General features: G+C 68.9%; 12 protein-coding genes and 2 pseudogenes. 13 read left to right on the top strand and 1 reads right to left on the bottom strand.

From position 1 onward, the window contains the following. Positions 1-11 precede the first annotated feature (11 nt). The 7 genes and pseudogenes from ACGFWI_RS05980 to ACGFWI_RS05950 all read left to right on the top strand — a co-directional run bounded on the left by ACGFWI_RS05980 (position 12) and on the right by ACGFWI_RS05950 (position 7,482). Positions 12-410, top strand: a complete 399-nt coding sequence (locus tag ACGFWI_RS05980; RefSeq protein WP_393904691.1) for a DUF6303 family protein — start codon at positions 12-14, stop codon at positions 408-410. Between the two features lie 638 nt (positions 411-1,048). Continuing rightward, the gene (locus ACGFWI_RS05975) at positions 1,049-2,248 is read left to right on the top strand and encodes a CaiB/BaiF CoA transferase family protein (RefSeq protein WP_393904690.1); all 1,200 of its coding nucleotides are present in this window, start codon (positions 1,049-1,051) and stop codon (positions 2,246-2,248) included. 37 nt (positions 2,249-2,285) lie between these two features. Beyond that, positions 2,286-3,452: an acyl-CoA dehydrogenase family protein gene (locus tag ACGFWI_RS05970; protein WP_393904689.1), complete on the top strand. Its 1,167-nt coding sequence runs from the start codon at positions 2,286-2,288 to the stop codon at positions 3,450-3,452. Positions 3,453-3,556: 104 nt separating this feature from the next. Beyond that, positions 3,557-5,173, top strand: a complete 1,617-nt coding sequence (locus tag ACGFWI_RS05965) for an amidase family protein (RefSeq protein ID WP_393904688.1) — start codon at positions 3,557-3,559, stop codon at positions 5,171-5,173. A gap of 25 nt (positions 5,174-5,198) precedes the next feature. Then, positions 5,199-5,435: pseudogene (locus ACGFWI_RS05960) on the top strand (helix-turn-helix domain-containing protein); the annotation flags it as partial. After that, the gene (locus ACGFWI_RS05955) at positions 5,432-6,928 is read left to right on the top strand and encodes an ATP-binding protein (protein WP_393904687.1); all 1,497 of its coding nucleotides are present in this window, start codon (positions 5,432-5,434) and stop codon (positions 6,926-6,928) included. The pseudogene ACGFWI_RS05960 and the gene ACGFWI_RS05955, both read left to right, overlap by 4 nt. 68 nt (positions 6,929-6,996) lie before the next feature. Next, positions 6,997-7,482, top strand: coding sequence for a hypothetical protein (locus ACGFWI_RS05950; RefSeq protein ID WP_393904686.1), 486 nt, complete (start codon positions 6,997-6,999; stop codon positions 7,480-7,482). A 229-nt stretch (positions 7,483-7,711) separates the two neighbouring features. Here ACGFWI_RS05950 and ACGFWI_RS05945 read toward each other — a convergent pair whose 3' ends face one another. Next, on the bottom strand, positions 7,712-8,416 hold the full coding sequence (locus tag ACGFWI_RS05945) for a Clp protease N-terminal domain-containing protein (protein ID WP_393904685.1): 705 nt from the start codon (positions 8,414-8,416) through the stop codon (positions 7,712-7,714). A gap of 121 nt (positions 8,417-8,537) precedes the next feature. Between ACGFWI_RS05945 and ACGFWI_RS05940 the strand changes: the two are divergent. From ACGFWI_RS05940 to ACGFWI_RS05915, 6 genes and pseudogenes are all read left to right on the top strand, one after another. Then, a pseudogene (locus tag ACGFWI_RS05940) lies at positions 8,538-8,971 on the top strand (transposase); the annotation flags it as partial. A gap of 113 nt (positions 8,972-9,084) precedes the next feature. Continuing rightward, complete coding sequence (locus ACGFWI_RS05935) at positions 9,085-9,936, top strand: SGNH/GDSL hydrolase family protein (protein WP_393904684.1); 852 nt, start codon at positions 9,085-9,087, stop codon at positions 9,934-9,936. A 281-nt stretch (positions 9,937-10,217) separates the two neighbouring features. Beyond that, positions 10,218-11,246, top strand: a complete 1,029-nt coding sequence (locus tag ACGFWI_RS05930; protein ID WP_393904683.1) for an acyltransferase family protein — start codon at positions 10,218-10,220, stop codon at positions 11,244-11,246. Between the two features lie 452 nt (positions 11,247-11,698). Further along, complete coding sequence (locus ACGFWI_RS05925) at positions 11,699-11,992, top strand: DUF1330 domain-containing protein (protein WP_392375909.1); 294 nt, start codon at positions 11,699-11,701, stop codon at positions 11,990-11,992. Between the two features lie 424 nt (positions 11,993-12,416). Next, positions 12,417-12,866: an SRPBCC family protein gene (locus ACGFWI_RS05920; RefSeq protein ID WP_393904682.1), complete on the top strand. Its 450-nt coding sequence runs from the start codon at positions 12,417-12,419 to the stop codon at positions 12,864-12,866. Positions 12,867-12,918: 52 nt separating this feature from the next. Then, positions 12,919-14,457, top strand: coding sequence for an MFS transporter (locus ACGFWI_RS05915; RefSeq protein ID WP_393904681.1), 1,539 nt, complete (start codon positions 12,919-12,921; stop codon positions 14,455-14,457).

Raw genomic sequence — 14,457 nt, 5'->3', positions numbered from 1 at the left:
GAGGAGAACGCGTGACTGCCGAAATTCCCGCCCCGCAGACCGAACCCGGTGGCCCACAGCCCGAGGTCACCGACCCGCAGGCCGAACTGCCCGGACCCCAGCCGGAGCCGACCGCTCACGGCCACCTCACCCGCGCACAACTGACCCGGTCGCCCGGTGACACACACTGGGAGATCGCCATTGTCCTGTACGGCGTCCCCGCCGACGAGTGGCCCTTCACGGAACTGCCCGGCCCGCAAGTGCCGACTCTCACCGCACGCGGACAGGCACTCGCACGCTTGGGCTACGCCCAGACCGGCCCTGGCTCCCACTACTGGGAGTGGGCCGAATGCCAGGACGGCGACCACGACCCCGTACGGCTGATGGCGCATACCGAAGTGCACCCCACCGGCCCGGCGGAGACCGAGTGAAGAGCAGGACCGGCACGCAGCCCGCTGCGCGCATCCCGGCGGCGCGGAGCTGCGGCGACCGGACCGACTTCCACGCCTCGAAGAGCTGCCCGGCCGGCGGTCCTCGGGCTGCGCGGAGGGGCGCCGGGTGATGTCCGAGACGCGCAAGGGCGAGCAAGCCGTGAGGGTCTCCGAAGTCGGTGCCGGCCTGCGGTCCGTCGCCGTCACGTCCTGATGTTCGGGTGCGCAGCCTGAGCACTGTCCAGGAGAGGCAGAGGCAGAGGAAGTCGGCCCTACAGGGCGAATGCCAGACGAAACGAGCCGCATTTCGGTGCGGGCCCGCTCCAGCCCGTTCAGGGCGCGCCGTGCGCGATCCACCCTGAATCGCGGATCTTCCACCACCCTCTGCACCAGGCATGGGGGCATCAATGTTTGCCATGTCACCCGCGCAGCAATGAACGTTCATGATGCTGCTCCGCACAAGGCACGTACGGATCGGAGAACGCGACCCGCCCCGGGTATCAGGGATGAGCGAAACCGGAACGTGGACTCGGGGGCGCCACGTGCGCCGATGACCGCACTGCCATGCCTCACCGGACCCGCGCAGCACACCGAAGCCGTCGTGCACCACATGCCCGGCCAGCCCTGGAGGTCACCGCATGACCGAACTCGCCGAAGAACTGCCGCTTTCCGGCATCACTGTCGTCAGTATCGAGCAGGCGGTGGCGGCCCCCTTCGCCACCCGCCAGCTGGCCGATCTCGGCGCGCGGGTCATCAAGGTGGAGCGCCCGGAAGGGGGTGACTTCGCCCGCCGGTACGACACCACGGTGCAGGGTGAGTCGAGCTACTTCGTGTGGCTCAACCGGTCGAAGGAGTCCCTGACCCTCGACCTCAAGTCGGACCGGGGACGGGACGTCCTGGAGCGTCTGCTCGCCGGCGCGGATGTGTTCGTGCAGAACCTGGCTCCGGGCGCGGCCGCCCGGATGGGCCTGAGCGCCGAGGCCCTGGCTGAGCGCTTCCCGTCACTGATCCCCTGCTCCATCTCCGGCTACGGTTCCACCGGGCCATGGGCCGACCGCAAGGCGTACGACCTGCTCGTGCAGTGCCAGACGGGCCTGGTCTCACTGACCGGGAGCGCGCAGGAGCCCGCCCGGGCGGGGGTGTCGATAGCCGACATCGCCGCCGGCATGTACGCCTACTCGGGCATCCTCACCGCCCTCTTGACGCGCGCGACCAGGGGCGTCGCCCGCTCCGTGGAGGTCTCGCTGTTCGAGGCGCTCGCCGAGTGGATGAGCCAGCCCGCTTACTACACCTCCTACGGCGGCACCCAGCCCCCGCGGGTCGGCACCCAGCACGCCACCATCGCACCGTACGGCGCCTACACCGCAGCCGACGGCAAGGACGTCCTGTTCTCCGTGCAGAACGAGCGCGAATGGCTCGCCCTGTGTGAGCAGTTCCTGGAGCGTCCGGATCTGGTGGACGATCCACGGTTCGCCACCGGACCCGACCGCGTGGCACACCGCGACGAGCTCAACGCGCTCGTGGCCGAGCGGTTCCGCTCGCTGGGCAGCCGGCACGTGAGCCAGCTGCTCGATGCGGCAGGCATCGCCAATGCACCGGTCAACGACGTCAAGCAGTTCCTGGCCCATCCCGTGCTCCAGGCACGGGACCGCTGGCGAGGCGTGCAGATTCCCGGTGGGGGAGTGGTGACGGCGCTGCTGCCGCCGGTGGATATCGCCGGTGTCACCCCGCGTATGGACGCCGTCCCCGCCGTCGGCGAGCACACCGAGTCGATCCTGGCCGAACTGGGTTACGGCGCGGGCGAGATCGACGCCCTGCGGACCGACCACGTCATGTGAGAGGCCGCCCGCGCCAACCAGCAAGGAGCGCTGCAGCATGAGCACTCTCGACATCCTCACCGAGGACGAGCAGTCCCTCGTGAGCACGGTGCACGACTTCGTCGACAAGGACGTCAAACCGGTCGTCCGGGCACTCGAATACGCCAACACCTACCCCGAGGCCCAGATCGAGCAGATGAAGAAGCTCGGCATCTTCGGGCTCGGCATTCCCGAGGAATACGGCGGCACTCCGGTCTCCACCTCCTGCTTCGTCCTGATCACCGAGGAACTCGCCCGCGGCTGGATGAGCCTGGCCGGCGCGATGGGTGGCCACACCGTGGTCGCGAAGCTGCTGCTGCACTTCGGCACCGAGGAGCAGAAGCGCCGCTACCTCCCGCGGATGGCCACCGGCGAGATCCGGGCGACCATGGCCCTCACCGAACCGGGCGGCGGCTCCGACCTTCAGGCCATGCGCACCATCGCCCGCAAGGACGAGGACGGCTACGTGGTCGACGGTACGAAGACCTGGATCACGAACTCCCGGCGGTCCCAGCTGATCGCCCTGCTGTGCAAGACCGACCCGCACGCCGCGCCTGCGCACCGGGGCATGTCGATCCTCCTCGTCGAGCACGGCCCCGGACTCACGGTCTCCCGCGACCTGCCCAAGCTCGGCTACAAGGGCGTCGAGAGTTGTGAGGTGTCCTTCGACGGCTACCGGGCGCCCACCGATGCCGTCCTGGGCGGCGACGAGGGCAAGGGGTTCGCCCAGATGATGAAGGGCCTGGAGACCGGGCGGCTGCAGGTCGCCGCCCGCGCACTCGGGGTCGGCCGTGCGGCGTTCGAGGACTCCTTGACGTACGCACAGGAGCGCGAGTCGTTCGGCAAGCCCATCTGGCAGCACCAGTCCGTCGGCAACTACCTGGCAGACATGGCCACTTCACTCTCGGCGGCGCGCCAGCTCGCCCTGCATGCCGCGCGCGAGGCCGACGCCGGCCGCCGGGTCGACATGGAAGCGGGCATGGCCAAGCTCTTCGCCTCCGAGACCGCCATGCAGATCGCCCTCAACGCCGTTCGCATCCACGGCGGCTACGGGTACTCCACCGAGTTCGATGTCGAGCGGTACTTCCGCGACGCACCGCTGATGATCGTCGGCGAGGGCACCAACGAGATCCAGCGGAACGTGATCGCGAGCCAACTCGTCAAGCGCGGCGGCCTCGATGCCTGACCACGGGCATGGCACCGGCATGCACAGGGAAGTCAGAGCACGGCACGTGCGCACACGTTGCGGCACTCTTGTGCCGGGCGTCGGGATGTAGTCCGCTGACTCTTATGGGGAAGAGGAGCGTTGCCACACTGATTGCCGCCCTGCTCGCGGGGTCCCTTATGACGGGCGCACCGAATCCGCGTGCGGAAGCCGCCGAAGCGGGCGCCGGCGGTTCGCCGCCGGCCGGTTCGCTCCCGATGCCGGGAATCGATCTCGACACGGTGACGATCCCCGAGTTGCAGGCTCGTATGGTGGACGGTTCCCTCACGCCGTCGGCGCTGACCACCGCCTACCTGCGGCGGATCAAGGCCGTCAACCCCAAGATCGACGCGGTGCTGCGCACCGACCCGACGGCTCTGCGCCAGGCGGCCGCCAGCGACGCCAGGCACCGGCACGGCGACACCCGTGGCCCGCTCGACGGCATCCCGGTACTGCTCAAGGACAACGTGAACACCCGTGACATGGCGACCACGGCCGGGTCGCTGGCGCTGGCCGGGCTCCCGCCGGACACCGATGCCGCCCTGGTGACCCGGCTGCGGGACGCGGGGGCGGTGATCCTCGGCAAGACCAACCTGTCCGAGTGGGCGAACTTCCGTGCGGCGAAGCCGACATCAGGGTGGTCGGCGGTGGGCGGGCAGACCCACAATCCGTATGTACTGGACCGGAACCCGTGTGGGTCGTCCGCCGGTTCGGCTGCCGCGCTCGCCGCGTCGTTGTCGCAGGTGGCGATCGGTACCGAGACGGACGGCTCGATCGTGTGCCCGGCCGGGATGAACGGGGTGGTCGGCCACAAGCCCAGCCTCGGACTGGTCAGCCGAGCCGGTGTGGTGCCGATCTCCGCCGAGCAGGACACCGCGGGGCCCATGGCGCGCAATGTGATCGATGCCGCGCTCACCCTTTCGGTGATCAGTGGTGGCGACACCTCGCGCCCTCGCGGCACCCTCGGCCTCCCGGACGAGCTGACGCACCCCGGCGGTCTGCGCGGCAAGCGGATCGGCCTGTGGCGGCTGCCCTCGTTGGGGCCGGAAGTGGACGCCGTGATGACCCGTACGGCGCAGAGACTGCGTCATGCGGGGGCCGAAGTCGTCGAGGTGACGCTCCCGTACCAAAAGCGGCTCGCCACACTCGAATTCCCGGCGCTGCTGAGCGAATTCCACCGGGACATCGATGCCTACCTCGCCACCCGCGACGGTCCGCAGAACCTCGCCCAGCTCATCGAGTTCCACCGCACCCACCCGGCGGAGCGCACCTGCTTCGCCGGTCAGGAGCTGTTCGAGCAGGCCCTGGTCGCGCCTCCCACCACCGACCCGGAATACCGGGCCAGGCGCGCCGAGTTGGCGGACCTTTCGCGGCGCTCCATCGACGAGACCATGGCCGCCCATCATCTGGACGCCATCGCCTCGCCGACGAACCCGCCCGCCTGGACGACCGACTGTGCGCGGGGCGACGACGACGTGATTCCGTCCTCGACCCCAGCGGCCGTGGCCGGATACCCGTCGTTGTCGGTGCCCGCCGGGTTCGTGAACAAGCTGCCCGTCGGCCTGCTCCTGATGGCCGGTGACCACCAGGACGCCACGCTCCTGTCGCTGGGGGCCAATGTGGAGCACCGACTGGACGCCTGGCGAGCACCGCGCTACCTGCCGTCGGTGGGGCCCGACGCCTCCCGGTCGACGGCCCGTTGACGGCACCGGCCCGGCAAGGCAAACCGAGCTCGTCTTCGCTCCGTCCGAGCTCAAGCTCCTGTTGTTCCTCAGCTCGGCCCCCGGTCGGGTTTTCAGCCGCCAGCAGCTCCTCGAGCAGGTCTGGGAGCACAGCTTCTACGGCGACGCCCGCCTGGTGGACGCTTGTGTGATGCGGCTGCGCGCCAAGATCGAGGACAATCCGCGCAGCCCCGTGTACGTCCAGACGGTGCGCGGCTTCGGCTACCGGTTCGGCCCGCTGTGAGACTTCCTGCGCGCCGCCGGCCGAGCCTTCCACGGGGGCTGCGGGCTCGTCTGGTCGTCGCCTTTCTCTTCGTCTCCGCCCTCAGCGCCCTGATCACCGCCGTACTCACCTTCCACCAGGCGCAGAGTGGCACTCTGGAGCGGACCCAGGACTCCGCAACCCGGGATCTTCGAGCCCAGGCCGAGTCCCTCGCCCCGGACGTGCCGTTCCCGCCCACCGTGCAGGACCTGCGCAACCTCACCCGCCAGCTCGACCGTGCGGGAGCGGCTCGCAACTGGCGCACCCAGGTCGGCTACCTGGACGGCAAGCCGGTGACGGGAAGCCCCGAAGCGCCCGACGTCCCCGATTCGCTGCGCCGCGCCGTCGCCGCGCAGGGGAAGACCGTCTACCAGCGTTACGACCACCAGGGCGAGCCGTGGCTGGCCATCGGTGTGCCCGTCCTGTTCAGCCCCGGCAGCAAGCCCTCCGGCCTCACCGTCTACGCCGCGTTCTCCCTGCGCACCGAGCAAAAGGACATCGCAGCCCTGGTCACCGCCGCGCAGGCCGGTGCCGTCCTCGCCCTGGCCCTGGCCGTCGTCCCCGCGTTGCTGGCCGCCCGCCGGGGACTCAAGCCGGTACGGCAATTGCGCACCGCCGCCGAACGCATCACCCACGGCGTGCTGGACACCCGCCTGGACGCCACCGGACACGATGAACTGGGCGACCTCAGCCGGACCTTCAACACCATGGCCGCAGCCCTGGAACGGGACCACGGCGAACTGCGACGCCTGGAAGCAGGCGCACGCCGCTTCGCCGCCGACCTCTCCCACGAACTGCGCACACCGCTCGCCGCGATGAGCGCCGTCACCGAAGTCCTCGACGAGGACGCCACGTCCGGCCGACTCGACCCGGACACCGCCGAAGCCGTGCAGCTGATCAGCGACGAAACTCGCAAACTCACCCGCGTGGTCGCGGACTTGATAGAAATCTCCCGCTTCGACGCGGGGGCAGCCGCCCTCCACCTCGACGAGGTCGATCTCGGCGAAGCCCTCCGCAAGACGCTCCAGCTACGCGACTGGACGACGGACGAAGTGGTGGTCGAAGTGCCGGACGAGATGCGAGCCCGCCTCGACCCGCGCCGCATCGACGTGGTCGTCGCCAACCTGGTGGCCAACGCCCTCCGGCACGGCGGCGCACCGGTTCGGGTGCACGCACGTACCGAGGGCGGCGATGAGCAACTGATCATCGAGGTCTCCGACCGGGGGCCCGGCATTCCTGAGGACGTGCTGCCGCATGTCTTCGACCGCTTCTACAAAGCCGACGTGGCACGCGCCCGCTCCGAGGGCAGCGGCCTGGGACTGGCCATCGCTCTGGAGAACGAACGGCTGCACCAGGGCACGTTGACGGCCGCCAACTCCCCCGCCGGTGGCGCGAGATTCACAGTGACGTTGCCCACGACCCCCCGCTGCGGCTCTTTCCAAGGGCCCCGGACACCCTCAGCGGAGCACATGTGAAACGCCGAACGTCCGGCCTGCGTCCAGGTCCGCTCCTGATGTTGGTGCCCGCTCTTCTGCTCGCTTCGGTGCTCGCCGGCTGCGGCATCTCACCGACCGCCCCCACCACCGCCGGTGCGCCCGCCGGCGGTGCGCTCCAGCCCGGGACACGCACTCATGACGCGCGGCTGCTCTTCGTCAGCCCGACCGGTCTGCGCTACGCGCCCCGCACCTTCACCTCTTCCATCGGCCCGCAGAAAGCCATCGATCTGTTCCTGAAGGGCCCCTCGGAGGCAGAGCAGAAACGCGGTCTGCTCACCTTGGTTCCGGCCATGAAAGACCGGGTCATCGCCAAAGCCATCCGGCCCCAAACGGTGGACCTGTATCTGCCGACCACCGTGGACCGCCTGGAACATGGGGCCGTCAGTCAGCTGGTCTGCACCGCGGCGAAGGCCCTCGATCAGGATCAGACCAAAGTTCTGGTCCGCGTCCGCGAAAGGCATTTCGCCGGCACCTGGGATGTGCGCTGCGACCCCGCAGGGAACGCATACCCGGCCGCGGCGAAGCACCCGTAGGCGAGCAGTACGCCCGCCGGCGGACCGAGGCCCGCAGGGGACGTGGACACGTTCCGATGCGGCACTTGTTGACACTTTCGAAATGAGTTGTAGTGCACGGCTGCCCCTCACCCACCGTGCACTACAAGGTTTTTGGCGACGTCGGGTGGGGGGACGGCACGAGCCCACCGTCCTGTGTCAGGTGGGAAGGCTGTGCCGGCCCGGTCCTCCGCGGCGACTGACCGTTTCGCTACTGCTCGTCGCGCGTGGCGGACCGTTGGGTGATCTCGGTCTTGATCGTCTCGCGCAGCTCGTCCGACGTGAAGCCGAGGGTGCGCAGGATCTGCGCGGCTGGGCTCTCCTCGGCGCGGATCAGGCCCAGCAGCGCGTGTTCCGTGCCGACCCAGTCGTGGCCGAGGTCGGCCGACGCGCGGCGTGCCTGTTCGATGGCCTCCTTGCTCTCCGGCCGGAACGCGATGTGACCCCGCAGCGCCTTCTCCCCGTCCGCCGGCATCGCTTCCTCGATTGCGTCGCGGATGCGTTGCTCCGACTCGGTTTTCGCGATCAGCAACTCGTATGCCAGGCCCTGCGGTTCGCCGAGCAGGCCGAGCAGCATGTGTTCGGTGCCGATGAAGTCGTGCTTGTGCGTGCGGGCGGCCTCCTGCGCCAGCACGATGCTGTGCCGGTTGAGGTTGGTGTACCGCTCGAAGGGGCCGGGTGAGTGGCGTTGCTGGGCGGCCTGCTTGGACACCCCGATGGCGTCGCCGATCTCGGTCCACGACGCGCCGGTCTGCTTGGCCTTGCTCACATAGTGGTCGATGAGCTGGTCACCGAGGTCGGACAGGGTCTGGGCGCGCAGTCGCGCCTCGCTGATGCGGGCCAGTTCGTTGGCGTCGGGGAGTTCCTCGTCGAGACGGGCGATCAGGTTGGCGAGGCTGATGTCGAGTGGGCTCATGCGTCAATCTTAAGTTGACGGTCGAGAATCGTCAACCTGTAATTGACGCTCGCTCCCGCACTTTCCTGCGATGATCCGGTGCAGCTCGGGCTCGATCGCGACCCCACTGGATCCCCTCGGAATTGCGTTGTGGGGCTTGGCAGTTGGGGATCGAGCCGACACGATCCTTCGTGTGTCTGCCGACCTGGTGCCTGATGACCTGTGGGAACGTGCGACGCCCTTGCTGCCTGTCCGTACGCCCCGAGGCGGTATCGGTATCCCGGCCGACTGCCTGCGGATGCCCGTGCTGCGCTGCGCGGCATCGTTTACGTGCTGTGCAAGGGCGTGAGCCGGCGGGACGTTCCGGCGGAACGGGTCGGCCGCAGTGGCGTGGCGGCCTGGCACTCCTCTGGCCGCTTCGCTGACCAGCGGGAATCGTCACGATGAGAGGACCTTCGTCTGGCTCCACCAGTGCAAGCGACTCCGGATCGCTACGAGATATGCGCCGACCTCCACCTCGCACTGCTCCAACTCGCCTGCAGCATCATCTGCTTGAGACGACTCCGAAACTCATATCGAAACGATCAGTTAGCCAGGCTTCTACCGCTACGTGACAGCGGTTCTCCCGGTGTGTGATGAAGGGATGACGCCCCGACCGAGGCGCTCCTGGCGGTGGTTACGTCGACGGCATGCACACCAAGAACACTGCGAGGCGCGCCGCCGAGCGCACCGACGCCCTCGTCCGCGTCCCCCTGCGCAGGGCGGCGACCGTCGGGCTCGTCCTGCTCACCGGCGCTGCCCTGGCGACAACGACCGCCTGCGGCAAGACCGACTCCGGCGGCCGGGACCCGGCCGCGGCCGGCTCCTCGGCGGCGCAGGAGAGCACCGGCAAGAAGGTGTTGTGGATGGGTGACTCGATCGCCGACACCGAGGCCCCTCCCCTCCAGGCAGCACTGAAGGCGAGCGGTGTCGAGTTCAAGTCGGCGGCCTCCGACGGCGGTGGAACCGTCGTCCAGGGCGACGGGCCCTCGGCCGCACTCTCCAAGAGCACCTGGAAGGACTTCTCCAAAAACGTCGCCTCCTTCCACCCGAACGTCATCGCCTACCAGATCACCACCTACGACTGGGGCGATCAGGACCAGCAGCGCAGCTCTTACGAGCGCCTGGCCAAGGCTGCGCAGGAAGCCAACACCCCACTCGTCCTCGTCTCCGCCCCGCCGTACAAGATCGACGACTTCTACAAGCCGCAGAAGGACGCCATCGAAAGCGCGCCGAAGGTGGCGAAGGAGGTCGCCGACAAGAGCGGGGGCAAGGTGCACTTCCTCAACGCCTCCGCCCTGTGGGGCACCGACAACGCCGCCTCGAAGGCCCAGCGTTCACCGGATGGCATCCACTCCTGCCAGCAGGGATCAGCCGCCTTCGCCAAGTGGTTCACCGACCAGCTCGGCGAGCTGCACGGCTTCAGGCCGGCCGCAGCGAAGCAGTGGGCCAACGGCTCGTGGACCGGGGACGAGCGGTTCGCCAAGCTCAACTGCGGCTGACCCCGCCACGCACCGGTGCGGGGCGGGGAACGAAAGGCACAGCTCCCTGCCGTGGCTGCTCCATTCCTCGCCCGGCGACTCCCTCCACGGATCAGCGAGCTTCCAGCCCACAGCAGGATGCTTCCCCCGCTCACCCGCACCTCTCCATGTCCCGGGCGCTGTCACATGCGCCGACACCCGAACAGGACACGCCACACCACCATGTCGACTTCCACGCTCGCGCCGCGCAGCCACCGGCGCGCACGCCGCACCCCGGCATCGGGGCGGTCACACCTCGCCCCTTGGACGGTCTGCGCGGCCTGGCCGTCCTGGCCGTCCTGCTCTTCCACGCCGGACACCTCGGCGGCGGCTTCCTCGGCGTCGACCTGTTCTTCGTCCTCTCCGGATTCCTCATCACGGGCCTGCTACTCAAGGAAGCCGCCAACACAGGCACGATCAACCTCATCGGTTTCTGGGGCCGTCGCGCCCGCCGTCTACTGCCCGCACTGACCGTCATGGGAGTCGGCACCCTGCTTCTGGTGTGGGCCTTCGGGGCGCCGGCCCAGCTCGGCTTCGCACTCAACGACGCACCGTGGGCCGCCGCCCAGGCGACGAACTGGCACTTCATCACCGAGCAGATCGGCTACTGGAACGCCGCGGGCAGCCGCATCTACAGCCATCTGTGGAGCATCGCCGTGGAATGGCAGTTCTACCTGGTGTGGCCGCTCGTGGTCGCCGTACTGGCCCGGGGGCAGCGCACTGGCCAACGGACCACCGCCGCCCTCGCCGCGGCCGGTGCTCTGGTCTCGCTGGTATGCATGGTCCTCCTGCCCCACGCCATCGACACCACCCGGGTGTACGAGGGCACCGACACCCGTGCTTTCTCCCTGCTGCTCGGCTCCCTCGCCGCCACCGCCCCGGCCCGCAACGCACTTGCCCCGCTGAGGGGCCGGATGGTGGACATGTTGTGCGGCGTGCTGGCCTGCGGACTGGGAGCGTCCTGGTTCCTCAGCGACGGGGAGAGCTCACCGTCCCTGTTCCGTGGCGGTCTGTTCCTGCACTCCCTGGCCGCGGCTGCGCTGATCGCCTTGCTGGCCGCCTCCCCGGAGGGCAAGACCGGCCGCATACTGGGCAGCGCCGTCCCCCGCCGCCTGGGCGACGCCTCCTACAGCCTGTATTTGTGGCACTGGCCCATCTACGTATTGCTGCCCCAGGAAGCCCTCGGATTCGGCGGGTGGCCGCGCACCGCGGTACTGATCGCCCTCTCCCTCATTGCCGCTGTGTTGTCCAAGGCGGTGGTCGAGGACCCCATCCGCTTCGGGGCCCGATGAGCCACCGACCGGACCGGCCTCGCTGTCCTCGCGGCGAGTGTGATCGCGGCGACTGCCCTTTGGGTACTCATACCGCGACCGCAGCTGGGTGCGCATTCGGTGGACGTGACCCGGCTGAACGCGATGACGCCCTAGGAACCGTCAGCCGTCCGCGCACCCGTCCCGACGCGGCCGCCGCCGACGAGGCGTACTCCTCGCGGGCTGAGCGCGCCTGATTGCGCAGAAGCGGGACCGAGGCGTGAGCCCGGAGAAGGCCGACCGGGCCACGAGCCGCAAGAAGCGCGGCAACGCGGGCGGCCGGCTGACCGCAAGTTCGTCAGCGGCGACCGCCGGGCCCGAACCGGGGCTGACCGGCGCGTGCCCTGAATCACCCCGGTGACCCGTCGTTAGGTACGATCGATCTGAATTGTGAATTCGAAGTCAGATGTGCTCTTCCGAACACCGGAGGTTCCGTGGCCAAGGGCTACTGGGTCAGTGCCTACCGCACCATTTCAGACCCTGAGAAGCTGGCTGCCTACAACAAGCTGGCCGGTCCGGCCGTCCAGGCCGGGGGCGGGCGGCTCCTCGTCCGTGGCGGTCGGGTCGTCGCACACGACGCTGGAATCGCCGAGCGCACTGTCCTGATCGAGTTCGACAGCTTTGAACAGGCCCTCGCGGCACACGAGAGTGAGGCCTACCAGGAGGCGCTGGTCGCTCTCTCCGACGGCGTCGAGCGCGACTTCCGCATCATCGAAGGCATCGACTGACCCGGGGGCCCAGTCGGCGACCTGCCCGGCGTCCAGCAGGAACGACGGCCGCTGCGCGCCCGTGACCTGTGTCTGGCACTCGATCTCCCGGTGCTGCCCAAGCATGTCGAAGGCACCCGCGGGAAGCTCAAACGCCTGGTCGGCCTCGGATTCCTCGACGAGAGCGAACCCGGATTGTTGGCACAGCCCCGTCCATAGGCACGCACGGCCCCCGCCGACCAGTGACCCTGATCAAAACCAAGGCGCAAAACGGTCGAAGACTCGCTTATTTCCCTCTCAGGCCATGGTCGGCGAGCACCCCGGTCCAAGGATCGTGGACGAAGACAGCGGAGGCGATCGACTTCGTCAACCACGGCTACCGGTTTCTGCGGTCCGGCGAATCGGTCGAGCCGTGGTTACGGGACATCCGCTATAGGCTGAGCTCGTGCCGAATTTCGAGGTCGTGACAACCGTCGCCGCACCCCCGGAGCAGGTGTTCGCGGTGTGCCTGGATGTGCAGGCGCATACCCGCTCGATGGCCGCTTCGTCGGAGCGAGCAGTTGGTGGCAGGACGCGGGGCGAGCTGTCGCTCGGTGACACAGTGACCTTCCAGGCTCGCCACTTCGGCCTGACCTGGCGACTCAAGGCCCGCATCACCTCATACGATCGGCCCCGACGTTTCGTGGACGAGCAGGAGTCCGGGCCGTTCAAGCGATGGCGTCACGCCCACCACTTCGAGCCGGACGGCACCGGTGGCACCGTGATGAGAGACGTCATCGACTTCGTTTCACCGCTGGGGCCGGTCGGACGTATCGCCGACAGAATCCTCCTGGGCTGGTACATGCCCCACCTCATCAGAATCCGCAATGCCTACCTGGCCAGCACTTTCGACTGAGCGGTCGGGGCAGGCACGGCCGAGGCCGGCGCCCAAAGGGGCCGGCCGCGGTTTGCTGAACTCGTCCGCTCTCCGCTCTCCGCCGACTGATACCAAGCAGACGACGCCCCACCGGTGGGCGGCGCTGGGCGTGCTGTGTGCCGGCCTGCTCATGGTCGGGATGGACCTGACGGTGCTGCATGTGGCGGTGCCGGCGATCAGCAGAGAGCTCTTGCCGAGTGGATCCGCGCTGCTGTGGATCGTCGACGGCTATGCGCTCACCGTTGCCGCCGGGCTGATCACGTGCGGGACACTCGGTGATCGGTTCGGGCGAAAGCGGATACTGGTGTCCGGCTTCGTGGTCTTGGGGCTCGCGTCGGCAGGCGCGGCGCTGTCGGTGGCGCCGGGGCAGCTGATCGCCGCTCGGGCCGCACTCGGGGTCGGGGGCGCGATGATCAGGGCGAGCACGCCCGCGATCATCAAGACCATATTTCCCGACGACCCGGAGCGGTCGGTGGCCATCGGGCTGTGGACTGCGGCGAACAGCGTAGGAGTCTCGGTGGGACCACTCCTGGGTGGGCTGCTGATCGAGCACTTCTGGTGGGGCTCCGTCTTCCTGGTCAACGTGCCGATCGTGGTGCTCACTGTGATCGGGGGCGCCCTGCTGGTGCCGGAATCGCGCAACACCCGGCCGCACCGGTGGGACGCGATCAGCGCCGTGATCTCGGCCGTCGGGCTCGCCACCGTCGTCTACGCGTTTCAGCAGCTGGGCGAGCGCGGCTGGACTCAGCCAGTGGTTTGGGGCATCGGACTCGCCGGAATGGTGCTCCTGGCCGGCTTTGTCGTCCGTCAGCGCCGGATCGCCCATCCGCTGCTGGATGTCGCACAGTTCGCCGACCGCCGGTTCTCGGTCGCCGCGCTGTGCATCTTCGGATGTTACGGCGCGTACACCGCGTTGCTGTTCCTGCTCACCCAGCGATTCCAATTGCTGGAAGATTATTCGCCGTTGGGCGCCGGCCTGGCTCTCGTGCCGTTGGCGTTGGCCAATGCGGTCGGCGCGGCCCTGGCACCGCGCTTCGCCGCGCGATGGGGGCACCGACGTGGCCTGTCCGGCGGGCTGCTGCTGTGCGCGCTGGCGCTGGCTGCCTTCGCTCTCTTCGGCGCCTCGGCTCACTACGGAGCTTTGTTGGCTGCGGGATCCGGCTCCGGAGTGGTCATGGCACTGGGGTCGGACGCGATTCTGGGCGCGGCGAAACCGGAACGCGCGGGAGAGGCCGGAGCCGTTCAGGAGACCTCCTTCTCCCTCGGGGCGGGGCTCGGCCTCGCCTTCTGGGGAACCGTGCTGTCCCTGGTGTACCGCTCCGACTTCGCCCCGGTGCCCGGCGCCTCGGCGCAGCAATTGAACACCGCGCGCAGCTCGCTCGGTGCTGCGTCCGAAGTGGCTGCACGAGCCGGGGGGCGGGTCGGTGACGCGCTGCACAGCGCCGCGGCGCATGCCTTCGATACCGGCTTCGCCGTGGCGACCGGAAGCGCAGCCGCCGTCGTCGCACTGCTGGGCGTCCTGGCCTGGAGAGGGATGCGCGCATCCGACGATCGCCGCGGGCACGAGTGA

Origin of the sequence: Streptomyces sp. NPDC048434, from assembly GCF_043200375.1 — a bacterium.
Taxonomy (GTDB): Bacteria; Actinomycetota; Actinomycetes; order Streptomycetales; family Streptomycetaceae; genus Streptomyces.
Note: the sequence above shows the minus strand (reverse complement) of the source record. Positions and strands in the feature narration are given on the sequence as shown.